Source organism: Bacillus infantis (assembly GCF_020171945.1).
In the GTDB taxonomy this organism is placed as follows: Bacteria; Bacillota; Bacilli; order Bacillales; family Cytobacillaceae; genus Bacillus_AB; species Bacillus_AB infantis_A.
Map to the genome: position 1 here is coordinate 102743 of NZ_JAIVAP010000003.1, position 23873 is coordinate 126615.

Annotated in this window: 22 protein-coding genes and 1 riboswitch; of the genes, 11 read left to right on the top strand and 11 right to left on the bottom strand. The window is 45.3% G+C overall.

Annotation, left to right across the window (positions count from 1 at the left end; translation table 11 throughout):
- Nucleotides 1–212 precede the first annotated feature (212 nt).
- Entirely contained in the window at nucleotides 213–572 is a 360-nt protein-coding gene (locus tag LCM00_RS07325) for a rhodanese-like domain-containing protein (protein ID WP_224899555.1), read from the top strand.
- A gap of 267 nt (nucleotides 573–839) precedes the next feature.
- On the opposite strand, the gene LCM00_RS07330 is transcribed toward LCM00_RS07325, so the two are convergent.
- Together LCM00_RS07330 and LCM00_RS07335 are read right to left on the bottom strand one after the other, a co-directional pair.
- On the bottom strand, nucleotides 840–1832 hold the full coding sequence (locus LCM00_RS07330) for a sensor histidine kinase (RefSeq protein ID WP_224899559.1): 993 nt from the start codon (nucleotides 1830–1832) through the stop codon (nucleotides 840–842).
- Between the two features lie 43 nt (nucleotides 1833–1875).
- Nucleotides 1876–2577: a LytR/AlgR family response regulator transcription factor gene (locus LCM00_RS07335; RefSeq protein ID WP_224899562.1), complete on the bottom strand. Its 702-nt coding sequence runs from the start codon at nucleotides 2575–2577 to the stop codon at nucleotides 1876–1878.
- 166 nt (nucleotides 2578–2743) lie between these two features.
- Here LCM00_RS07335 and LCM00_RS07340 point away from each other — a divergent pair, with 166 nt between their 5' ends.
- From LCM00_RS07340 to LCM00_RS07360, 5 genes are all read left to right on the top strand, one after another.
- On the top strand, nucleotides 2744–3493 hold the full coding sequence (locus tag LCM00_RS07340) for an ATP-binding cassette domain-containing protein (RefSeq protein WP_224899565.1): 750 nt from the start codon (nucleotides 2744–2746) through the stop codon (nucleotides 3491–3493).
- Nucleotides 3483–4649, top strand: coding sequence for an ABC transporter permease (locus LCM00_RS07345; RefSeq protein WP_224899568.1), 1167 nt, complete (start codon nucleotides 3483–3485; stop codon nucleotides 4647–4649). The genes LCM00_RS07340 and LCM00_RS07345 overlap by 11 nt, the downstream gene beginning before the upstream one ends.
- Before the next feature lie 157 nt (nucleotides 4650–4806).
- A complete protein-coding gene (locus LCM00_RS07350) occupies nucleotides 4807–6018 on the top strand; it encodes an MFS transporter (RefSeq protein WP_224899570.1) in 1212 nt (403 codons plus the stop codon).
- A 246-nt stretch (nucleotides 6019–6264) separates the two neighbouring features.
- The gene (locus LCM00_RS07355; protein ID WP_224899572.1) at nucleotides 6265–8640 is read left to right on the top strand and encodes an immune inhibitor A domain-containing protein; all 2376 of its coding nucleotides are present in this window, start codon (nucleotides 6265–6267) and stop codon (nucleotides 8638–8640) included.
- Between the two features lie 226 nt (nucleotides 8641–8866).
- Complete coding sequence (locus tag LCM00_RS07360) at nucleotides 8867–9727, top strand: YihY/virulence factor BrkB family protein (protein WP_224899574.1); 861 nt, start codon at nucleotides 8867–8869, stop codon at nucleotides 9725–9727.
- A gap of 39 nt (nucleotides 9728–9766) precedes the next feature.
- On the opposite strand, the gene LCM00_RS07365 is transcribed toward LCM00_RS07360, so the two are convergent.
- Nucleotides 9767–10081, bottom strand: a complete 315-nt coding sequence (locus LCM00_RS07365; protein WP_224899576.1) for a DUF948 domain-containing protein — start codon at nucleotides 10079–10081, stop codon at nucleotides 9767–9769.
- 199 nt (nucleotides 10082–10280) lie between these two features.
- Nucleotides 10281–10382, top strand: a riboswitch (purine riboswitch).
- Between the two features lie 136 nt (nucleotides 10383–10518).
- Here LCM00_RS07365 and LCM00_RS07370 point away from each other — a divergent pair.
- Both LCM00_RS07370 and LCM00_RS07375 read left to right on the top strand, forming a co-directional pair.
- Nucleotides 10519–11814, top strand: coding sequence for an NCS2 family permease (locus LCM00_RS07370; protein ID WP_224899578.1), 1296 nt, complete (start codon nucleotides 10519–10521; stop codon nucleotides 11812–11814).
- A 164-nt stretch (nucleotides 11815–11978) separates the two neighbouring features.
- A complete protein-coding gene (locus tag LCM00_RS07375; RefSeq protein WP_224899579.1) occupies nucleotides 11979–12599 on the top strand; it encodes a nitroreductase family protein in 621 nt (206 codons plus the stop codon).
- 149 nt (nucleotides 12600–12748) lie between these two features.
- Here the strand turns inward: LCM00_RS07375 and LCM00_RS07380 are convergent, their stop codons facing one another.
- The 3 genes from LCM00_RS07380 to LCM00_RS07390 form a co-directional block, all read right to left on the bottom strand.
- Nucleotides 12749–13312 (bottom strand): helix-turn-helix domain-containing protein, encoded by a 564-nt coding sequence (locus LCM00_RS07380; RefSeq protein WP_224899581.1) that lies wholly within the window; start codon nucleotides 13310–13312, stop codon nucleotides 12749–12751.
- A 77-nt stretch (nucleotides 13313–13389) separates the two neighbouring features.
- The gene (locus LCM00_RS07385) at nucleotides 13390–14133 is read right to left on the bottom strand and encodes an STAS domain-containing protein (RefSeq protein WP_224899585.1); all 744 of its coding nucleotides are present in this window, start codon (nucleotides 14131–14133) and stop codon (nucleotides 13390–13392) included.
- A complete protein-coding gene (locus LCM00_RS07390; RefSeq protein WP_224899588.1) occupies nucleotides 14123–14821 on the bottom strand; it encodes a cobalamin B12-binding domain-containing protein in 699 nt (232 codons plus the stop codon). The genes LCM00_RS07385 and LCM00_RS07390 overlap by 11 nt, the downstream gene beginning before the upstream one ends.
- Nucleotides 14822–15318: 497 nt before the next feature.
- Between LCM00_RS07390 and LCM00_RS07395 the strand changes: the two genes are divergently transcribed.
- Nucleotides 15319–16020 (top strand): response regulator transcription factor, encoded by a 702-nt coding sequence (locus tag LCM00_RS07395; protein WP_224899591.1) that lies wholly within the window; start codon nucleotides 15319–15321, stop codon nucleotides 16018–16020.
- Nucleotides 16010–17410, top strand: a complete 1401-nt coding sequence (locus LCM00_RS07400; protein ID WP_318247599.1) for a HAMP domain-containing sensor histidine kinase — start codon at nucleotides 16010–16012, stop codon at nucleotides 17408–17410. Before LCM00_RS07395 ends, LCM00_RS07400 begins: the two co-directional genes overlap by 11 nt.
- A 656-nt stretch (nucleotides 17411–18066) precedes the next feature.
- Here LCM00_RS07400 and LCM00_RS07405 read toward each other — a convergent pair.
- The 3 genes from LCM00_RS07405 to LCM00_RS07415 all read right to left on the bottom strand — a co-directional run bounded on the left by LCM00_RS07405 (nucleotide 18067) and on the right by LCM00_RS07415 (nucleotide 20517).
- Nucleotides 18067–19431, bottom strand: a complete 1365-nt coding sequence (locus LCM00_RS07405; RefSeq protein ID WP_224899597.1) for a hemolysin family protein — start codon at nucleotides 19429–19431, stop codon at nucleotides 18067–18069.
- A gap of 60 nt (nucleotides 19432–19491) precedes the next feature.
- Nucleotides 19492–19893, bottom strand: a complete 402-nt coding sequence (locus LCM00_RS07410; RefSeq protein ID WP_224900583.1) for a MerR family transcriptional regulator — start codon at nucleotides 19891–19893, stop codon at nucleotides 19492–19494.
- 456 nt (nucleotides 19894–20349) lie between these two features.
- Nucleotides 20350–20517, bottom strand: coding sequence for a hypothetical protein (locus LCM00_RS07415; RefSeq protein ID WP_224899600.1), 168 nt, complete (start codon nucleotides 20515–20517; stop codon nucleotides 20350–20352).
- A gap of 199 nt (nucleotides 20518–20716) precedes the next feature.
- On the opposite strand from LCM00_RS07415, the gene LCM00_RS07420 reads away from it, so the two are divergent.
- Nucleotides 20717–21754 carry an STAS domain-containing protein gene (locus tag LCM00_RS07420; RefSeq protein ID WP_224899603.1) on the top strand — a complete coding sequence of 346 codons (1038 nt, stop codon included), beginning with the start codon at nucleotides 20717–20719 and terminating at the stop codon, nucleotides 21752–21754.
- 43 nt (nucleotides 21755–21797) lie between these two features.
- On the opposite strand, the gene LCM00_RS07425 is transcribed toward LCM00_RS07420, so the two are convergent.
- Nucleotides 21798–22340: a GNAT family N-acetyltransferase gene (locus LCM00_RS07425; RefSeq protein ID WP_224899606.1), complete on the bottom strand. Its 543-nt coding sequence runs from the start codon at nucleotides 22338–22340 to the stop codon at nucleotides 21798–21800.
- A 112-nt stretch (nucleotides 22341–22452) separates the two neighbouring features.
- Nucleotides 22453–23601, bottom strand: a complete 1149-nt coding sequence (locus LCM00_RS07430; RefSeq protein WP_224899609.1) for a histidine kinase N-terminal domain-containing protein — start codon at nucleotides 23599–23601, stop codon at nucleotides 22453–22455.
- Nucleotides 23602–23873: the final 272 nt, after the last annotated feature.

Below are 23873 nucleotides of genomic sequence, written 5' to 3' on the forward strand. Positions count from 1 at the left end.
TGACATTTGAAGGATGAAAACAGATTTTATGATCATCTGAAAAAGCCGGGCTGAACCGGCTTTTTTCATGAGAATAAAGTACAGGCACCCGCAGACATTTGAGTTGATTTTATACCTGAAGGCGTATATGATCGAAGTGCCGATAAACCAATCTAATGTGAATTACCGGAAAACATTACTAACTTCAATGAGGTACAAAAAAGATGATATATATGCTGATCATTTTTCTGTTTTTGGCAGCGATTCCTTTTTATAATCGTTATGTTCCAGTCTCTAAGGTGCCGTGCCGCAGGGTGGATGAAATTCCCGGGGAGCATGTAATCCTTGATATCAGGGATTATAATGAAGGCTATAAAGAACGTATCCCCGGTGCTGTGAATCTCCCTGTCCCTTATATTGCCCGAAATCTCGGCGACATTCCTGCAAGAAAGATTCATCTTATCTGCGCTTCACCGCTTGAGCGGAATATGGGAATCCGTCTGCTTCAAAAAAATGGCTTTCAAGTGGCTGGATTCACATTGTCCAATAAAAAATGTGCCGGAAAGGCGCTGGCCTGCTGCCATAAATATTAAAGAAATCCCCCCATTGTGAGAATAGGGGGATTTCTTGTTGTGCAGGAATTTATAAATTGTAAGTCTTGCGGAAAGTTATTAATTCTTGATCAGCGTCCAGCAGCTGCGCCGTGGTCACAAGCCAAACCTCCGAAAAACGCAAAGAATGCTATTCCGGGAGGTTCGTCCTGAGGCCCCCAGAGCTGGTCATGCAGACGCTGCCACAGGACGCAGCGTTCTTAGTCTGTGTTCCTTAAGGGTGATCAAAGCGCTTGCTTTTGTTCCAGGCTAGGAAATGTGCGGAATCTTTATTTTAACTTCAAACGAATGCCCTTTATGGGTATAGTCCAGAAAGCCACTATAGGAAAGGGCAATATCTTTAATGATCTTCGTGCCAAGCCCTTCATGCTCCCCCTCTTTATTAGACATGCCGAATCTTTCAAACAAGGAGTCTATGATAGACTGTGGGACAGGCAGTGTGCTATTGGAGCAGGTCAAAATCATAAGACCGCTTCTTTTGTAAAACTGGAGCCTTGCATATGCTTCTTCAAAGCCGGCAGCTTTATAGGCAGCAGCCGCCTCAATGCTGTTTGACAGAATATTGCCGGCTAATGAGGCTATATCCTCATCTTTCATGGGAAGAGAAGAAAGGGGAATCTCCAGATCGTAGTGGATGCTTATGCCGTCCTCAGCGGCCTTCTTTTGCATATGGTGGAGCACACCGGCAACAGGGCCGCTTTCCCCTTTGATGGCCAGATTTACTTCTTCGTATCCGGAAAGGAGCCCTCCGAAATATACTTTTGCTTCGCTGAATTGTCCTTTGTCCAGCATATACTGGACAGCAGAGACATGCTTCAGGAAATCATGCCGCTGCTTGCGGACAGCGAGGAAGGTATCATTTAGCTGCCGCACCTCCATCTCCTTTTCTGCGAGGCGCCCAACCGAGGAATCAATGATCTTTCCGCTGTACCATCTGGCTGTTTCTGCCAGCACTGCTGCTCCTGCTGCAGCTGCAAAAGCAGCCTTTGAGCCTGACAGGACTGCAGCCAGAAGGATAAGCATCTGAAGAATCAAAAATAAGGCTCCCAGGCCTGAATGGATGCTTGAGGAGTTCAGTTTTGCAGACAGGAAAAGGACGGCCGAAAAAACAAGGAATGCCAAGGCGCCTGTCATCACCGGCTTCCACTGCGGTGCCAGGAGTATAAAGTAGCCCCCTCCGGCAGCGGATAAAAGCACCGAATAAAGGACGGCAGGCGCTGAGCTGTTTATCTGTGAGCGCAAAATCCATCTTCCCCTTTTTAACCAAAATTTAGGCATAAGCCTGTTAAAAATAGTGATCCTGCAAATAATCTATCTTTTCTTTTGTAATCATTGCCTTCTCTGACGTACCATCAAAAAAAACAACATAGGAGTTTTTCGCATACAAAGAAAAGTTCTTTACATAATGGATATTAATGATGAACGAACGGTGCGAACGGATAAAATCTCTTTCCCTTAGCTCGCCTTCAAGCTCATTCAAAGTCTGGTAAGTTTTGATAGGTTCCATTTTTGTATGTATTGTCGTGGAGCGGCCGGAACGCTCAATAAAGATAATATCTTTTTTCTGGATAATATGGATATCGCTTTTTTGCCTGAGAAACAGCCGGCCGGAAATTTCCGTTGTCCGGTTTTTTTCAATATATCGGAGGACAGCTTTTTCAAGCCTGTCTTTTGTGAATGGCTTCATAATATAATCATGAACATTCAGTTCAAAGGCATGGACCGCGTAGCCGCTCGTGCCTGTCACAAAAATGACGGCAATATTCAGGGCGTATGTATGGATAATATCGGCCAGTTCGTATCCCGAAAGGCCAGGCATTTCAATATCCGCGATCAGGAGGTCAATTTCCTCTCTTTTGACCCGTTCGTAAGCTTCCTCTGCAGAGGTAGTTGAGAAAACAATCTCTGCCCCTTCCATGCTGGACAGGATTCCATACAGTTTGTCTAAATCTATCGGCCGGTCATCAACCAGTCCCACTCTTATCATAGTTTCGCCTCTCGTCAATGAAATTACGATTCTATTTTACCATCATTTGGACAGAAAACATCCTTTTCGCGACAGGAAATGGCATTTTTACGACAGAATGGAAGCGGTGAAGCGTTCAGACAGGTAAGATAAAGCTACAAAGAGAGCAGGAAAGGAGCCAAAAAAAATGATCGAGATCAAGGAAGTAACGAAAAGATTCAAGGATAAAAAGGTGCATGTCACTGCACTGAAGCATATATCACTTTCAGTAGGAGAAGGCCAGGTGGTCGGCCTCCTCGGTGAAAATGGAGCAGGGAAGACAACACTGCTGAGGACGATTGCCACACTGTACACGCCGACAGAGGGCGCCGTTTCAGTCGGCGGCTTTGATACCGTTAAACAGCCTAATGAGGTGAAGAAGCGGATGGGTGTTCTGTTTGGCGGGGAAACCGGCTTATATGACCGCCTGACGGCCAGGGAGAATCTGGAGTACTTTGCATCTCTCTATGGTCTTGGGCGCCATGAAACAAAGGTCAGAATCGATGAGCTGGCAGTGATGTTTGGCATGAAAGACTATCTGAACAGGAAGGTAGGCGGATTCTCCAAAGGGATGAGGCAAAAGGTTGCCATTGCGAGGACTCTAATCCATGATCCGGAAATCATTCTGTTTGATGAACCGACAACAGGCCTTGATATCACTTCTTCAAATGTATTCAGGCAGCTTGTCAGCTCGCTTAAAAGGCAGGGGAAAACAATCATCTTTTCCAGCCACATTATGGAGGAAGTGAAGATGCTCTGCGACTCAGTGGTCATGATTCATAAAGGTGAAATGGTCTATAAGGGCGGACTCGAGGATTTGTACCGTGAAGAGGGAAGCTCAGATTTGAATTATATTTTTGAATCAAAATTGGTGAGGGGGAACGAATATGCTTCGTAATATATATATAAAAGAAATGAAGGATATATTGAGGGACCGGAGGACTTTGCTCCTGAGCGTCCTGCTCCCGATCCTTCTGCTGACGGGCCTTACCTTGTTCTATGAGAAAATGATGTCTGATGACGGTTCTGAAACCTATACGCTTGCCATCAGCGACACTGCAGGCGAAGAGGCTAAGGAGCTTGTGTCAGGCATTCCCAACCTTGAGGTGAGCGAGTATGCCAACCCCGGGAAGGCTGTAAAAGACGGGAAGGCGCATGCAGCCATTGAATTCGGCGGCCGATTCTTTGAAAATCCGGAAGGCGGGGAGCCAGGCACCGCAGTCATCAAAGGTGACTCTCTCAGCCAGAACTCTGCTTATGTGATGTCACAGCTGGAAGGGGCTTTGAATGAGTACAGCGATACACTGGTTTCAGAGAGGCTGACAGCTGCAGGGGTCGATCCCCAAGTTACTCAACCGATCGTGGTTCAGGTAAGTGAAATCAATAATGAAGACGATAATGCTGCTTCTGTCGGGATACTTGCCGGCTTCCTGCCAATGGTCATTACGATTGCAATCGCATCCGGTGCATATCCTGCTGCTTCAGACTTATTTGCAGGCGAGAAAGACAGAAAGACAATGGAAGCATTGCTGATGACACCGGTCAGCAGAATCAAGCTTCTGTTTGCCAAATGGCTCGCAATCTCCACAATCGGGATGATCGCCGGCATTGTTTCAGTAGCCGCAATCGTACTGGAAACAATTTTCCTGACCGAAAAACTCAAGGCTGCACTTGAGTTCGGGGACAATACGTTCACGATCATCGCCGTGACAATTGTGATCACCCTGCTGTTCGCCTTATTCATGGGTGCGCTGCAAATGGTCGTCAGCATCATTGCAAAGACGGTAAAGGAAGCGCAGAATTATATTTCACCTATCATGATGCTTGCGATCGTGCCGACTCTTTTCCTGAGTGGTGTAGGCATCAATGAATTGACTATGAAACACTTTCTGATCCCGTTTGTGAACATCCATGCACTGATCAATGAGCTGCTCCACGGGAGTGTCAATATGGAGAATATCCTTCTGACGCTTGCAAGTACAGCTGTATCCATTGTCCTTGTATTCATTATCTCCCGCTCATTATTCCTCAAAGATAAATGGGTGCTGAATTGATATAGTTTTAGAAAGGGCGCTGCAGCTGCAGCGTCCTTTTGTTTGTTTTTCAGACATTGTGGAAAATAATATGAAAATCTGTTTCCAATATCAGATTATTTCGGTATGATAATATTTAGTATAACGAAATATTCAAAAGACGAAAGAAGTGGAGTGGATGAATCAGGAACAGGCAGCAAAGAGAAATTTAATGATTATGTGGTTTGCCAACTTTTTTGTGGCAGCCAGCATGACAATGGTTTTGCCATTTATCTCTTTATATATAGAAACTTTCGGGGACTTTTCAGAGGAATATGTCCAGCAATGGTCAGGGTGGACATTTGCAATCACTTTTGTCACTGCTTTTCTCTTTTCGCCGATTTGGGGAAGGATCGGGGATAAATACGGGCGAAAAAAAATCCTGCTTATCTCCGGCTTTGGCATGGCGGTCTCTATCTTTATGATGGGCTATGTCACAAGCGTATGGCAGCTTTTCATGCTCCGATTGTTTATGGGGATGTTTACAGGCTTTATTTCCCTTTCCCAGGCGTTCATTTCTACCCAGACGCCGCAGCGGATTGCTGGAAGGGTACTGGGAACCCTGCAGACGGGAAGCATAACCGGTTCACTGCTTGGCCCGATGCTCGGCGGGGTCCTTGCTGACTCGCTCGGGTACGCGACAACCTTTCAATGGACCTCGATTTCCATTTTTATCTCAGCAGTTCTTGTTATTTTTACGAAGGAATTCAAGGTTGAACTCAAAAAGGGTTCCAAAACGAGCTACTCCAGCAAAGAGGTCATCAAGCATATAGCAGCAAATCCGGTCCTTTTGACTGTGCTTTTCATCAGCATGCTCATTCAGATTGCGCACTTCAGCATTCAGCCGATTTTATCACTGTATGTCAACGAGCTTCACGGTCATGAGAACATCGCCTTCTTCTCGGGGATTGCCTTTTCAGCAGCCGGTCTCGGTAATCTGCTCATGGCTAGAAAATGGGGGAAAATCGGGGATCAGTCCGGTTATCTGAAGGTGCTGGTGTTTCTGCTGTTTATGGCAGCTATCGTTTACCTCCCAGGAGCTTTTGTGAATAACATCTGGCAGCTTGTTGTCATCCGCTTCCTTTTGGGGATAGCCATTGGGGGCATCATTCCTGTCAGGATTGCCTATATCCGCCAGGAAGCACCTGTCAGCATGCAGGGAGAGGTGCTGGGCTACAATACAAGCCTCCGCTTTCTTGGCAATATTATCGGACCGGTCCTAGGCGGCTTCCTTTCCGGCTATTTCGGGTTTTCCTCGGTTTTTTATGTAACAAGCTTTTTATTGCTGATAAGCGGTGTGCTTCTTATTGCTGCGATGAACCGGAACCCGGAATTAGCAAATAATCACTGAACTCTCCTTTTGGGGAGTTTTATTTTGGTTATAATATACAATTCTAGTATAGTTTACCTTTAACTGTTAAAAAGTAAATACATTGTAATAACTAAGTATAAATGTGAAATATAGGTATTTTAAATTATACGAATATATAAATAATGGTAATAAAGATCTATTGTTCGGGCCCCGAAATAAAAGTATACTCGTTATTAGACAATTTCGACTTTAAGACTTGTCAGAATACTTAGAGGGGGCTATCGCATGAAAAGAAGAAAGAAAGCTGCTTCCGCTGTACTGGCTGCAGCTATGGGGCTGAGCGTATTTTCAGCAGGGGCGTTTACACCTGTCCAAAAAGTTCAGGCATATAATACTGTATCCAGCCCATATGCAGGAGCGCAGGCAGATTTAGGCATCGCCAATGATGAAAGATTAATAGAGCTTTTGAAAAAACAGGGTAAAATTTCAAAAAATGCTACTCATACGGAAGCAGATAAGGCTCTAAAGAAATTCCTTAAGGCTAAAGCAGAGAATGCAGCTAAGGTTCCAGCTGGAAAAGTAGGAAAAGAGCTGGATGTCTCAGAACAGCAGGAGAAAGGGAAATCAGGAAACGGACTGAAGAACGGAAAAGGCAATAAGCTGGGACAAGCAAAAAAGGCCCATGTAGATCCTGTTGAAAAGGAAAATTATGATGGTGAAACAAGGGAAGATAAAGTCCTTGTCCTTGCCATTGAGTTCCCGGACTATAAGCACAGCTCCATTACGAAAGAAGAGTCTGATATGTTCTATGAAGATTATCCTTTAGAACATTTCCAGGATATGATCTTTGGTGAAGATGGCTATGAAGGGCCTTCAGGCCAGAACCTCGTATCTATGAAGCAGTACTATGAGCAGCAGTCCGGCGGAAGCTACGCGGTGGATGGGAAGGTTGCCGGCTGGTATACAGCCGATCACCCTGCTAAATATTACGGTGAGAATGTGCCGGCACCGGACGGTAATGATAAGGCTGCCAGAAACCTTGTGATGGAGGCATTGAATAAAGCGGCGCAGGATCCAAATGTGAACTTGACTGAGTATGATCAATGGGATCGTGACGATTATGATGGAGACGGCGTTTATAATGAGCCGGACGGCCTTATCGACCATCTTATGGTCATCCATGCAGGCGTCGGCGAAGAAGCAGGCGGAGGATCGCTTGGCGGGGATGCTATCTGGTCCCACCGTTCAAAGCTTGGAGCTGGTCCGGTTGCAGTAAAAGGGGCAAAATCAGACAGCGACCGATGGGGCGGCGTCCTGGGAGCCTGGGACTACACGATTGAACCTGAAGACGGGGCAGCGGGTGTCTTTGCTCATGAATACGGACATGACCTCGGCCTGCCTGATGAGTATGACACACAGTATACAGGGCAGGGAGAGCCGGTAGCCTATTGGTCGATCATGTCGAGCGGAAGCTGGGCAGGAGATGTACCGGGTACAGAGCCTACAGGATTCAGTGCCTATGCGAAACTGATGCTTCAGAACTGGCATGGAGGCAACTGGCTTACTGGTGAAACCATTTCATCTAAGGACGTCACCTCTAAAGGAGTGGAAGTTCTCCTTGATGAGGGCGTAACCAAAGGGAAAAACAATGACGCGGTCAGAATCGACCTTCCGCAAAAGGAAAATATCGTCAATACACCGGCGAGCGGTTCTTATGAGTATTTCAGCGGCAGCGGCGACGAGCTGAATAATTCAATGTCAGCTTCAATCGACCTGTCCGGTGCTTCCCAGGCAGAGCTATCCTTCAAGGCCTGGTATGATATCGAAACAGATTGGGATTATGCTTCAATCCAGGTTCGTGAACAGGGGACTGAGGAATGGGTTTCTATCGAGGGCAATCTTACAACCGATACAGACCCGAATAATCAAAATCCAGGCTTTGGCATTACAGGGAATTCTAATGGCTGGAAGGATGGAAGCTTTGATCTGTCTGCATTTGCAGGAAAGAAAATTGATGTGAAGTTCCATTACTATACTGATGTGGCTGCCACAATGCCAGGGTTCTATGTAGACGACATCAGTGTAACTGCCGATGGGAAGGAAATCCTGAAGGATGATGCAGAAGGAGATTCCGCATTTTCGCTTGAAGGATTCACTAAAGATCAAGGGAAATTTTATTCAGACCATTACTATCTTCTCGAATGGAGATCTCACAATGGAGTCGATGCAGGACTTGCCCATGTGCGCCGCGGCGACAGCCTGATCAGCTATGATAAAGGCCTTGTCGTATGGTATGTCGATGATTCCTTCACAGACAATTGGACTGGCATTCATCCGGGCGAGGGATATCTTGGAGTCGTGGATGCTGATCAGCATGCATTGAAATGGAATGACGGTTCAGTTGCGAACAATCGCATCCAGATGCATGATGCAGCATTCAGCCTGAATAAATCAAGCAAAATGCTGATTGAGTATTTGAACCAGGGGCTAAGCCTGAAGGACAACCAGACAAAGCAAACGCCGTTATTCGACGACAGCTCTGACTACAGCAATCCAGGGCTTGTAGATGTGGGGCGCAAGGTACCGCAGGAAGGGCTGAAATTCCGTGTTACAGGGGAAAGTGCTGACGGAACAGTCGGAAAGGTCCTGATCTTCAAATGATTTTTAAAAACCAGCCTGTAGCCAGGCTGGTTTTTTTCTATTGGTCCGGGTTTCAGGCAGCCTTTCTTTGCCTGCGGTCAGGATTAGAAAATGCTGTTTGCCCTGCGATGCTGCTGGTAATAAGATGGAAATTGGAATAAGGCGGTTAGCGGCCGGTGTTAGGGGGAAAAGGACAATAAATCATTATCCCCATTTAAATGGGCTGGCAGGAGTTGATGAATAGCAAATGAAAAAAATGATATCGTATCTAAAGAAACTGGGAAAGGAAATTAAGGAGGACAGGGCGACGGGACTGGCGGCTGAGCAGGCATATTATTATATGCTCTCTGTTTTTCCGATTCTCATTCTGCTGCTTTCCATCGTTCCGTATCTGAATATTGACCCGCAAAAGGCGATTTCCTTTATGCAGACTGTCATGCCTTCCGAAACGGCAGCAGTGTTTGAAGAAAATGTAGTGAACATAGTAACACAGCCCAGCGGCGGGTTGTTGACCTTCGGTATCATCGGTACATTATGGTCAGCCTCCAACGGCATGCAGGCTTTCATCAGGGCCATGAACCAGGCCTTTGACGTCGAGGAAACCAGGTCTTTCATCAAAGCAAGGCTCATCTCAATGGGCCTGACACTAGGGCTTATTTTATCGCTGATCGTTGCTCTGGTTCTTCCGGTATTCGGCAATGTGATATTAGATCTTGTACAATCTTTCATTGATATCCCGTCGGAAATGCAAATCCTGTTTTCTGTTCTAAGATGGGTAGTTGCCATTTTAGTCATAGCTGCTGTCTTGTCTGTCCTATACAAGCTGGCGCCTAATAAACATTATCCTTTCAAGCACGTAATACCGGGAGCCATTGCGGCAACAGTCCTCTGGCAGCTGATCTCCCTCGGGCTCTCCATCTATATCGGCAATTTTGCCAATTATTCAGGAACCTACGGCAGCCTTGGGGGAGTCATCGTGCTTATGCTCTGGTTCTATCTGACCGGCCTTGCCCTCGTAGTGGGCGGCGAAATTAATGCTATTTACCATCGGGAGCGTGTCAGTCCTACTGTGCGGGCAAAGAAAAAGGCTGCTGCTTCCTTCAACTGATCTATAAAAAAAGGAACCCCGGGGGTTCCTTTTTTTGAGTTAATTAAATTTGTTTACATAAGGAATGCGTTTGGTCCAAAGCTTTTTAAACAACTTGGGGGTCTGCTTTGCCTGCAAGACAACATGATTGACCTTTTCCTTTTTCGTCTGGATATCCTGCTGGATTTCCTTTTGGTGAACCGTAAGCTCATTTGTCTGGGTTTTGATGTTGTCAGTCTGCTGCTGCAGCCTTTTAGCAGTCTCTGTCAGATTTTGAATAGCCGGCTTGGAATCTTTGTAGATTTTAAAGGCGCTGATGCCGAGATAAATAAGTGCACCCGCAAAAATGGCTAAACTGATATAGACAATAATCAAATTCTGCACCTTCCTTTCTTTTCATTTTTAGTCCTTACCATGTAAATACCCATTCTGCTCCAGGTTTAACAATGAATATGCACTGTAAGCCTGTAAAAATCAGCCAGTAAGCAGAGGTGGCCCCGAAAACGATATCAGTAGTCTGAATTTATTTTTAAATTGACGCTTCCCGGCTCTGCTTGTTAGAATGGCAACATTATATTCATAAAACATTTATTACTGTATATGTCCGGAAATAAGGTCTGGACGTTTCTACCAAGCTGCCGTAAATGGCTTGTCTACAGGTTTGCTTTACCCCGTATTCTTTTTTGGGGGGCTTCCTGTATATTTGCGCCGCAGCTTCGCTTGTAAAAGCGGGGCTTTTTTTGTTCCATTTCTGGTCAACAATAAGCCTATAGAGAAAGAGCTTCAAAAATAATTCCTGCAGGAGGAGCCAAATGTCCAATTTCTTTCAATTCACTTCAAGAGGCACCACATATAGACAGGAGACGGTTGCCGGCATCACTACGTTCTTATCCATGGCTTATATCCTTATCGTCAATCCAATTATCCTGAGCCAGTCTGGAATGGACAAAGGCGCTGTTTTCACAGCTACAGCCCTTTCAGCCATCATTGGTTCGCTGCTGATCGGCCTGCTGGCCAATTATCCTATCGGAATAGCGCCAAGCATGGGACTTAATTCGTTCTTTACTTTTTCTGTTTGCATCGGAATGGGGATTCCATGGCAGACAGCCTTGACAGGTGTATTTGTATCTGGTGTTCTGTTTGTTATCTTATCTCTCCTGAAAATACGCGAAAAAATCATCAATGTTATTCCCGGAGACCTGAAGCATGCCATTGCTGCGGGAATCGGTTTTTTCATCGCTTTTATCGGCCTGAAGAATGCCGGCCTGATTGTGGGAAATGAAGCAACCTTCGTATCAATCGGCAATCTTAGGTCACCTGCAGTCTTATTGGCAGTTTTCTGCTTTATTCTAACAGTCATCCTGCTTGTAAAAGGCATTAGAGGCGCAATTTTTTATGGAATGGTCGTCTCTGCTATTGCGGGCATGATTTTTGGAGTGATAGAGTCTCCAACTCAAGTGGTCGGGCCTATCCCAAGCCTTGGCCCGACCTTCGGGGAAGTGTTCCTGCATTTGGATCAGGTGTTTACGCCGGAAATGCTTGCTGTCATCTTTACATTCCTGTTCGTGGCTTTCTTTGATACTGCCGGAGCCCTGATTGCCATTGCGAGCCAGGCGGGACTAATGAAAAATAACGAAATCCCAAACGCTGGCAGGGCGCTTCTGGCCGATTCTGCTTCCACGGTTGTTGGCTCTGTCCTTGGGACCTCAACAACCGCCTCAATGATTGAATCAAGCTCAGGAATTGCGGCCGGGGGAAGGACTGGATTTACTTCTGTCATTATTTCCGGGTGCTTTGCCATTGCCTTGTTCTTCTCGCCGCTTCTCGGTGTCATTACGGCTGAAGTAACTTCTCCGGCCCTTATCATCGTGGGTGCACTCATGGCATCCGAAGTGCGGCTGATCGATTGGACCAGGCTTGAAATCGCCATACCGGCGTTTGTAACGATCCTGATGATGCCGCTCACCTTCAGTGTTGCAACCGGTATTGCATTAGGCTTCATTTTATACCCGGCCGCTATGCTTGCCCTGAAAAAAGGAAAAGAAATTCACCCGATCATGTACGGGCTTTTCGCAGCCTTTTTGGCATATTTCGTCTATCTTGCCTGATGGGAATAGGGTGCATGCTGCCTGGATATAGTAAGGGGGCCGCTGTGAGCGGCCCTTTGCTATCCTATGCAGCTGCTGGAAGTGGAGTTGCTTGACGGTAAATATTTTTTCATTATAATATCGACATTGTATTACCCGGATTTTTATTTTAGGAGTGAACCTTTATGGCAAAGCAGACAGCAGACTTTTTTGAAATAGCAGCCGGGCGCAGGTCCGTTAAAAATTATGATCCAGAAAGCACGCTAACAAAGGGTGAAGTGGAAGAAATTATCGAATTGGCGGCAAAAGCTCCGTCGGCATGGAATCTGCAGCATTGGAAATTCCTCGTTTTTCATGGTGAGGAAGCGCAGCAGCGACTGCTGCCGATCGCTTACAGCCAGCAGCAGATCGTGGAGGCTTCAGCCGTTTTTGCGGTGCTGGGGGATCTGGAGGCCAATAAGAACGCTGAAGCGGTTTTCAGCCAGGATGTTTCTGACGGGCTTATGTCTGAAGAAATCAAGCAAATTCTGATCAACCAAGTTGAGGGAGCATATAAGGATAAAAGTAAAGCCAGAGATGCAGCATTCAGCAATGCTTCATTGGCGGCCATGCAGCTGATGCTGGCAGCAAAGGCAAAGGGCCTGGATACATGCCCGATCGGCGGATTTAATGTGCCGGCATTCATTGAAGAGTTCAATGTATCTGACCGTTATGTCCCGATCATGCTGATCACAGTCGGAAAAGCAGCAAAGCCAGGGCGGCCAACTAATCGTCTTGCCGTAGAACAAATATCAGAGTGGGTTTAAGGGCCCGTATACAGAAGGACGATGCTTCTTGAACATCGTCCTTTTTAGTTGATAAAAAAGTATTCGATTACTGTCCGGCAGATGCGCCTGCCCCTCGAGGTCACATAGTCTGCGTTCCTGAAAGCGTGACCAAGGTGCTTGCGCTTTTCTTATGTATCGGCGTCCACGGTGGAGGAAATTCCTGTGGAGGCAGTGGCTGCACCGATGATTTTGCCTTCACTGTCCAATAAAGGATGGGCAAAAACGACATAGGTCATATTTCCATCGGAGAGGGGAAATGTAATCTCCTCACGAAAATTCTGTCCGGTATCGATCACTTTCTGCTTGAGCAGCATAAGTGCCCGGGTCCCGCTGTTGTCGGCAAGTTCGTCGTCGCGCATCCCAATTGACTGTTCTGAAGTAAAGTCGGCATGCGGATTGAAGAGCCAGGTATATCTTAAATCAAGATCACAGTGGGCAATGACCATGGGCGCTTGCTCCATAGCAAAACGGAAGGGACTCTCATCTGCAAGAATGAAAGTGGAAGGGTGAAAGTCAAGGATGCTGGCTATTTTCTGTCTGATTTCTTCACTAGGATTTCTGTCGCCATTCTCAATCTGTGCATAATACGCCCTGTCAATGAAGGATTTAGAAGCAATCTCTTCCTGTGTCATTTTTTTTCTTTTTCTAAGTGTAGTCAGCCATGTCCGGGCATTTGACTTCTGTTTTTTCATAAGTTAACACACCATTTCCTAGGTTAGCAGTGATGTTGAGAGGAGGGCCTTACTAAGGCCCTCCTCTCTATTTTTTCTTATAATCCTTTTTTTATAGCTTTATGCAGACTATTTATATATTTGGCTTCAAGATCAGGGAAATTATTGTGGATGGTTTTTGCCTGCTCCGGGTTGATGCCTATCAGGACAGTTTCTGCACCCAGCAGGGTGAATTGGGAAAGGAGCTGCTGAAAAAGGATCAGCCCTTCACGAGAGATGCTTGCGACACCGTTAAAGTCAATCAGGATACGATTCACATTTGAATCATGCAGCAGGTCAAGCAGACGATCTTTATTCTGGTTAATCAGCTGTTCTGAAAGTTCTCCGAAGAGCGGGATGAGCACAAGTTCATCTGAGATATGGATGAAAGGGCTGGAAAGCTCAATCATCTTTCTGTATAATCTTTCAGCGCTTTCCTTGCTCTCAAGCAGGTCGAGATTTGTTTCAGCAAGCCGCTGCCTGTGCTTTTCCACTTGGCCGGCAAGGATATTTATCTTATCATCTTCCTCAATCAGCAGAAGCTGTGCAGTATCCCCGTTCCAGCTGATATGCACTTTAACTAAAGCAAAAGGGGAAGAGTGGGTTTTCATATTCAGCTCTGTCTGTTTTTTCTTTTTATTCAGGAGGACATTCTTCGCTTTTTCTGCACTTTCGTCATCAATCAGCTCCAGCAGGTTTCCGGCAGGCAGAAACAAGCTGGCTGCCTCAGCAGAGCTTTCGAGGATATCAAGCTTTTCATTTATTTTAAAATAGGGCAGGGGCAATAGCTTATTATCTTGCATTCAATTCCTCTCCAAAAGGTAAAGTTGGAATCCACTGCTCAATATCTATGAGCTCTTTCAGCAGCGTTGTTTTGATGGAGCAATGGCTGGTAAAATCGTAATATTTGAGCAGCCGGCCGCCGACAAATACCGCGGGCGAGTGCTTAATGCTTTCAAGTTCTTTTACATAAATGGAAAGCTTTTCGGCATGATTGATCATGGTGAAGGACAATCCTATTACATCAGGCTGCCACTCTTCCGCCGACTCTTTTCCTTTCTCTAAAGGAACATTCGGGCCAAGCAGCCTTGTTTCCCACCCTTTTTCTTCAAAGATGATAGCTGCCATTTTCAGGCCGAGAAAGTGCTGTTCATTTTCCAGGCAGAAAAACATCGCTTTCCTTCCTTTTTTCGGCTGGACTTCCCTGGAAACCTGATGTCTGTATCGTGAAAGCACAAAATCACATGTTGTAGTGGCTAAATGTTCGTCGGCAACAGAGATATCGTCATTCTGCCAAAGCTCGCCGACACGCTGCATGGACTTTGTAATCAGCTTTTCAAAAATTTCAAGTGTATTGGCTGAATGCCTGTGCTGGCCATATATAATCTCCCAAGCTTTATCCTGGTCACCAGAAAGCAGGGCATCAGTAAGCTGGTTTGTGTATTGTTCCATTATGACCACCTTCTTCGATAAATATTGGTCGCGTGGCAAGGAAGTTCTGTCGGCTGTTCCTTCGCTGGTGCTCCTGTGCCAAATCTCTGGAAGGTGGGAGTTCAGCGTTGAAAATGTGTTAATATAATTATATTTTAAGGGATTAATAAAGAAAACAAATAAAAGTATTGAAAGTCTGGGTTCTTAATGTTATTCAGTGTAACATACTTCTGTTCATAATGTGGGATGCAGGATTTTACAGCAATATATTCATTTTATCTAATTGGCGAAGCTGGAAACAACTCTGATACATTCTGCAGATGTGGCTTTCCTGCACCATTACGAAAGGATAAAAACCCCAGGAAGGCTGGGGGAGTGGATATGGAGAATTTTATGGTTTAAAATGAGTATAAAAGCCCGGAAGTACAGGGATGATGCTAGTTTTGACAGCATTCTGGTTTTTCTATTATTTTTTTAGAGATTCTGCGGGATGCTGTCTGAAGTGCTGCGGAGCTTCATTATATTAACGGGCATGTGTCCGGGGATGGTGTCTGAATATGAAAATATTGGTAGTTGAAGATAATGAAAGTGTCTGCTCGATGCTAGAAATGTTTTTTATGAAAGAAGGCTATACAGGCAAGTTTGTCCACAGCGGCCAGGATGGCTTTGATGCATTCAATAAAGAATCCTGGGATCTTGTCATCGTCGATTGGATGCTGCCTGTCATGGATGGTGTAACACTCTGCCGGAAAATCAGGGAATTGAGCACAGTTCCGATTATCATGCTGACAGCGAAAGACAGTGAATCTGACCAGGTGCTGGGCCTTGAGATGGGAGCGGATGATTATGTGACAAAGCCATTTAGCCCGCTTGCCCTCATGGCGAGGATCAAGGCTGTAACTAGAAGGTACCAGGCTGATTCCTCCAAGCAGGAGGAGGCAAACTATATCTCAAGCCAGTTTTTCAAGATCAGCAAGGATACGAGAGAAGTGCTCTACAAAGGCCAGCCCTTGAATAATCTGACGCCAAAGGAATTTGACCTGCTTTATTATTTTGTCAAAAACCCGCGGCAGGTCTTTTCAAGAGAGCAGCTCCTGGACCGGGTGTGGGGATATCAATTCTACGGGGATGAGAGGACGGTCGATGTCCATATCAAGCGCCTGCGCAAAAAAATCGGCACCGCTTCCCAGCCGTTCATCCATACGGTTTGGGGAATAGGCTATAAATTTGATGAATCGGAGGCCGCAGGTGAAAATTAAATATTTCTATCAGCTCCTTGTCAGCCATATCAGCATCCTGATCATGGCTTTCCTGCTATTGAGCCTGCTTTTTACCCAATTCGTCCAAAGTTATGTTTTTCAAAATAAGACGGAGGAGCTAGCTGCTTATGGTCAGCAGGTGCTGAAGGAGCTCTCAGTGAGGCCGGTGGGCAATGAGCAGTTTCTCGAAGAGTACAGCCAGCTGCTGAGGGCCCGCAATATCAACTATTATCTATTTGACGGCAGCTACGGCGTTATCTATCCACAGACCAGAGGGCTCAGCCTATTATTTACAGATGAAGAGAGGAAAAGGCTTGCCGGCGGGCATTCAATTTCCATCAAGCATGACATCAAGCGCTTTGAGCAGGAAGTGACACTGGTAGCCATCCCATATATGCATGACGGCAGAATGACAGGGGGAATCCTCCTCATGTCGCCGATCAGCGGTGCACTCCAGATGGCCAGCCAGCTGAATAAATTCCTGCTGTACACCATTATCATCAGTCTGACTGCAACAATTCTCCTCAGCTGGGTGCTGTCCAAAAATCTCCTCAAGCGAATCAAAGAATTGAGGAATGCGACCTCGATGATTTCCAAGGGAGACTATAATGTTAATATCAAAAACACACAGTTTGATGAAATAGGGGAGCTTGCAGAAGACTTCAACCATATGGCCGCAAAGCTCAGGTCCTCCAATGAAGAAATTGAAAGGCTTGAAAACCGGCGGAGAACATTCATTGCAGATGTTTCCCACGAAATGCGGACGCCGCTTACGACAATCAGCGGCGTGGCAGAAGGCATGAAGAATAATTTAATACCTGATCAGGAAAAGCAAAAGGGCATGGATCTGATTGACCGGGAAGCGAGAAGGCTTATCAGGCTGGTTAATGAAAATCTCGACTATGAGAAAATCCGCTCAAACCAGATCAAGCTGGACATTGGCAATATCCAGGTCCTGGATCTGTTTGAAGTAGTAAAGGAGCAGCTTGAGTTCCAGGCCGAAGAAAAAGGGATAGAAATCGTGCTTGAGGCCGATGAAGAGCTATTTGTAAAAGCAGATTATGACCGCATCATCCAAATCATCATCAACATTGTTAAGAACAGCATCCAATTTACCGATGGGGGAACTGTGTGGCTGAGAGGGCGGAAAGGTAATGAAGAAACAGTCATTGAGATCCAAGACACTGGGATCGGCATCGACCCGGGAGAAATTGAATCGATCTGGCACCGCTTCTATAAAGCAGATCTGTCAAGGACCAGCAGCACGTTCGGTGAATTCGGGATCGGCCTTTCCATCGTCAAACAGCTCGTACAGCTTCATAATGGGGAAATTGAGGTAGAAAGTGAAAGAAACCAAGGGACGCTCTTTAGGATCAGATTTCCGGGATGAAGGGTGTAACGCCGTTTCCGCGAAGGATGATAGGGGGCAAGACTTCTGATTCTGCTGCTGGGTCATGCAACCGGGAGTGCCGCTGGGGTACAGGAACAGCCGAAGGGAGGCTAAGTCATGCATGCGAGAGTCAGTCTGGGATACATGGGCAGGCGAGATTAGGCACAGTCATGTATGGGAGAGCCTGTCCGGGATACATGGCCAGTTGAATAAAAGCCAAGTCATGTATACGGGAGCCCTTCTGGGATACATGACCAGTTGAAAAAAAAGGCCAGTCATGTATGTGAGAGCCCGGTTGGGATACATGACCAGAAGAAAAAAGCCCAAGTCATGTATGTGAGAGCCCTTCTGGGATACATGACCAGTTGAAAAAAAGGCCAGTCATGTATGTGAGAGCCCGGTTGGGATACATGACCAGACGAAAAAAAGCCCAGTCATGTATGCGAAAGCCCGTCTGGGATACATGACCAGATGAAAAAAAGTCCAGTCATGTATGCGAGAGCCCGTCTGGGATACATCGCCAGATGAAAAAAAGCCAAGTCATGCATCCAAGAAACCAGATGTGCTCACGTGACCAGCCTTTTCGCAGTAGTGACATAATACCCCAATAATCTCCAAACAAAAAACCTTTCCCGCACTGGGAAAGGTTTTTCTCTCTAAGAAAGGACCTCCGACTTAGCCAGCATAATCTGCTGCTCATTCTGCTGTTCGACCGGGACTGCCTTTTCCTGGAGTTTCTTTACTTCAATATACTTGATATGATGATCCTCCATTTCTAGGATGGTAAAGTCATAGGAATCAAAATGAATCGTATCGCCCTGCTTCGCTTCATAGTTCTCTGTCAGGATCCATCCGCCCATTGTATCCACATCTTCATCATTGATCTCAAGGCCGAGGAGGTCATTCACTTCACTCACAAGAACTTTGGAATCAAATATGAAATGCCCTTCATCCATTTTCCGGACCATTGGGACCTCATCATTGTCAAATTCGTCGCGGATATCACCGACGATTTCTTCTATTATGTCTTCGACTGTCACAAGGCCTGAAGTCCCCCCGTATTCATCCATCAGTATGGCCATATGGATCCGGTCTTTTTGCATTTTCACCAGCAGGTCATGGATCGGAATCGTATCAATGACCCGGATGATCGGCCGGGTATACGCTTCAAGCGTCTTGGAGGTTATCTCCCGGTCCTTGATGAAGTCAGTAATGATTTCCTTTATGTTGACCATTCCGATAATATGGTCTTTATCTCCATCGATAATCGGATACCTTGTGAACTTTTCGTCATGGACGAGCTGCAGGAAGGTTTCGAGCGTATCATCCTTGGCAAGCGAAACGATTTCTGTACGCGGGACCATGATTTCCTTGGCAATCCTGTTATCAAACTCGAATATCTTGTTTACATACTTAAACTCAGACTGGTTGATTTCACCACTTTTATAGCTTTCGGATAAAATGATGCGAAGCTCCTCTTCGGAATGTGCCAGGTCATGCTCGGAAGCCGGCTTTAACCCAAAGAAGCCAGTGATTAAGCGTGCAGAGCCATTCAGCGCCCAGATGAAAGGGTACATGATTTTATAGAAACCGATCAGCGGACGGGAAAATGCAAGCGTAATCCATTCAGCTTTTTGAATAGCGAGAGTCTTTGGCGCAAGTTCTCCGATCACAACGTGGAGGAACGTGATAAGGCCAAAAGCGATAGAAAAAGAAAGTATATGTGATACAGATTCCGGGATGCTGAGGTTTGTCAGCACCGGCCTTAAAATATGCTCGACTGTTGGTTCTCCGAGCCACCCTATTCCCAGCGCGGTCACGGTAATGCCAAGCTGGCAGGCGGACAGGTAGCCATCCAGGTTCGTAATCACTTTCTTTGCAGCAAGTGCAGAGCTGCTGCCTTCTTCTATAAGCTGGTCAATCCTTGAGCTTCTCACCCTGATGATTGCAAATTCCGAAGCGACAAAAAATGCCGTAAAAGCAATTAAAATGGCTATAATAACCAAGTTTAATATGTCCAATAAGTTTCCTTATCCCGCGTGAGCGAGTAAGGAGTCACCTCCTGATAATACAAAAATATTTTAGCTTGTTAAGGTTTTAAGAGACTGGATCAAAGCCAACCCTTCTGTACTCAGCTTTTTGGAGATGTTGTTTTTTTCTTCCCCGTCCAGCTTTTGAATAAGCGGAAGGAGGGATGAAATCTCTGTATGAAGGTGCCTTATCTGCTGTGTAACATCAAGAATTTGCTTTTCGACGATCCCTGATGCCGCATTCCCATCTTTCTTCAATTCCAGCTTTCTCTTAATCTCTTCAAGCGGTATGTGCAGCTTTTTGCATTCTTCGATGAATGTAAGGTCGAGCAGCACATCTTCAGCATAAAGCCTGTAATTCGATTTTGATCTTTCAGCCTGTATAAGGCCCAATGCAGTATAATAGTCAATCGTTCTCTTTGATACATTTGCAATCGCTGCTAGTTCACCAATGCGATAGAATGCCCCATCTTATCACCTCGGTATCAGATTTTAATTCGTAATTATTGTTTGGTTGGCTCAAAAAAGCAAGATGCATATTTTCATAAAATTAACCATAATTATACGGTAAATCAAACCGTACAGTCAAACGTTGCGGTTGGAATGGAGTGAGTACTCTTATTTTATGAGAATATATGCAGCTTATGAACAATTATGAATCAATTTATCGGAAAATACAAAAAATTACACCGGGAATTCCGGGGATTTTTTTGTGTTCAGGGGATCATTAGTGTTCCGTGCTGATTTTGGGCTCATCCAGCGCGGTTCCTAAAAAGGATGAAAGACCGCCCGGGTAGCCGCCTCTTTTCATGGAAATACCAATTACAGCGATAAAACCAGCTGGGGAAGCTTGTATTTATCATTGAAAAAACAGGCTGCGGAAACTTCCGGCAGCCTGTTTTCCACTATTTATTTTTGCTGTCGCTGAATGACTGGCTGCAGCTGGATCCTCAAATCTGCCAGCAGGTCGTTCAATGTCAGTTCAGCCTCGCTTTGGCCTTTATCAAAGGCGTGCTTAAGCACATCGGCAAAGCCGGGTAATTCTTCCTGTACGATCCCGGGATTTTTATCATTCATTATATTCATGCACCTTTTCTATGGATTTCTCTTTTATTTCCCGCCTGCAGCAAAGGTTAAACTGCTGGTTCCTGCAGGAAATTAGACATCGTCCCATAGAAAGTATAAATTTATAGTATAGGAAGTGGCAGAAACCAGGATAGTAAGGAGCAGACTCTGACTATACTGGACAAGTTGTAAAATATAAAGGGGTAGACCAATGAAATTAAATGAACTGCCGGACAGCAAACCTTCTATTAATGTGCATGGCCTTGATTTCCAGTGGGATTTCAATAATGGCCAGTTCATCTATGAAGGGGAAGATGCCGTATTATTTTGGATTAATTCAGCGATGAAGACATTCTTTGACACCATTGAAGAAATTTCCGGTGAAGAAGCAGCCAGCGTAGTGCTCGAGACTACGGGATACCGGATGGGGCAGGTGGTCGGAGAGTATTTCGAAAAACTGAAAACTGTTTCTGCTGAAGATGCAACAAAGCTTATCCCTAACACATACGCATCTGCTGGTTGGGGAAAAACCGTTGTAACAGAGCTTAATGAAGAGGCAAAAACAGTTACGGTGCAAATGCAGGATACATGGGAGCATAAAATCAATCTTGCACAAAATAAAAAAACAGGCGGAACCTTCCTGCCTGCACATTATGCCGGAATTTTTACAGGGCTGTTTGGAGAAAATATCTGGTATGAAGTGGCAGCCAGCCAGATAGAAGGTCATGAGTATACAGAAGTCAGATATTTTCCTTCCAGTGTGACGATTTCACATAATATCCATGAGCTATCAAGAAGGAAAGAGTCCGAGCAAATCCGGAGCCTTGAGGCTCTGGTGGAAGAACAGACCATGGAGCTGCACGACCTGGTCAGGCAGCTTTCTTCTCCAATCATTCCTGTTTTGGAAGGCATCGTCGTTGTGCCGCTGATAGGAAAATATGATGAGAGCCGTTCAGAAGATCTGCTGACCAAGACCTTGAACAATCTTCCTAAGCATCAGGCTAAATATCTTGTCCTCGATCTAACCGGACTTGATAAAGATATCGGCAATTTCACGGGTGACTTCATCCATAAGCTTGGTTCTGCTGCATCACTCATCGGCATAGACACCATCCTTGTCGGCATATCCGCTGAACTGGGAGTGGCCATCACTCAGTCCGGCATCAAGCTTTCAAAATATGATTGCTTCCAGACCCTTCAGCACGGCATCTATTTTGCGCTGTCCCAGATTGGGCGGAGGATTATTTAAAAACAAAAAGCCAGCGCTGCTGGCTTTTTGTTTTTGGGCCGATTCAATATTTCCATTCCTCCGCAAGCAGCCCGTAGACCACCAGATCATGGTAATGGTCATTAAGAAACTCACCCTGCCTGATGATTCCCTCCTGTGTGAACCCCAGCCGCTCAGGGACAGCCCTGCTCTTATGGTTCATGATCCCGCACCTGATTTCAATCCGGTTCAAACGCAGGTCGTTAAAGCCGTAATTGACCATTGCCTGAACTGTCCTCGTCATGATTCCTTTTCCCTGAAAGCCTTCGGCCAGATAATAGCCTATGCTCATTTGCCTGCTTGCCCAGTCGATATGGTGTATGCCGGCGGCCCCTGCCAGTGTCCCCTTATACCTTATGCCGGTGTTGAATCCATTGTTTTCGGCAAATTGCTTCAGCCACATAGGGATGATGCTGTGATATTGCAAGGGGGAGGTCATGCTGTCAACCCAGGGAAGCCATTCCCTTAGATGCTTCCTGTTTCCGTCCACCAATGCATAAAGCTCGTCGGCATGATGCAGCTGAAACAGCTGAAGCCGGATTTCATTATCTACTTTTAGTGTAAACAAATCTTCGCCCCCTATTTCTATAGATTTGAATTATCTGGAGGTATCTAACAATCCAATCATACACAGGGAAGCGGAGCAGCGTAAATATTAACGATCAGCAGCCATTCTTTATTTATTCGCAGCTGGATCCTGCTTTTTCGCCGGTATGCAGGGGCAGAGTTATGCTGAAAATGGTTTTATCATAATCTGATTCACAGGAAAGGAAGCCTTTATGCTTTTCGATGATTTCACGGCAGACAAACAGTCCCAGTCCGGTTCCCAGTTTTTTGGTGGTAACAAAAGGTTCAAAGATGGAACTTAGCAGATGCTCAGGTATTTGCGGCCCATTATTTCTGATTTCGAGCCGTACAAAAGAGTCTGAAGTCATGAATGAGATTATTTCAATGATCGGATCCTCCCTATAGGGGTTCAAAACATCGATGGCATTAAAAATGATATTGATAAGCACCTGGCGGATTTCATCTTCATAGCCGCAAAGATGGGTGCTTTCATCGACTTCCTTCATAATGCGGACTTTGGCATCCAATATGCTTGGATACAGGAAAATCAGCACCTCTTCAACCAGACTGTTCAGGTTAAAAGTAGTTTTTTCCTTTCCGATAAGCTCCTTCTTGGATAATAACAGGAATTGCGAAATGCGGAAATTGAGCTGTTCGAGCTCATTGGAAATGATATCTAAATAATTCATGGGAGGGTTTTCAGCTTTAAGCAATTGAACAAAACCCTGGATGGAAGTCAGCGGATTTCTGAATTCATGTATAAAGCTGGATGTCATTTGTCCCAGAAGGGTAAGGCGGTCTTTATGGGTTGAATTAATGAATTCCGTTTTTTCATCAATAATCTTATTCTTGGCATCTGTATAATGGCTGACAGCATAATAAAGAAATTTGTCAAAACACACATTGATCCTGTCGATCCAGTTCTGCAGATCATCCCAGTGGACATCAACCCGGTTGAGATTTTTATAGATGATGGACCGGCCCATATTTACATTGTAGACAAATTCTCCGATGTTGATATTGGCTTTCACCCGCTGAGAGGCAATTTTGATGGCGAGCTGCTGAAGATAGACATCCAGATCCTGTTCTGACTTGGACAAACTGGTCAAGATCAGGCTGAACATAGCCTCTCCGTTTTCTCTTATATAATCTTTGAAAGGATCTGTCTCTGTTAAGACAATCTCTTTATTCCATTGCTCCAGAAGTATATGCTTCTCTCTTTCAAGAAAATCAAGCAGCTTTTGATTTGATAGTGATAACATTTTACCCTCCGCCTATCTTTTTGACTATTAACCTTGCTGTATAACATTCGCCTACAATAAGATAAATCCTCCGGAATTTTCTTGGGAATTTACAGAAATTTATCGAAAGATCGGGGATCGGGTCCTAAAGTGTAAAATTATGATCATTTATGTAAAATACTGGGTGTCAGGTGTCCTATAAAAAAGCTTCAGTTTAATTTGAATGGTAAAGGGCATAAAAAAGTACAGGCAATTATCAAATACATAAACATAAAAGTTATACCGGCTTTTAT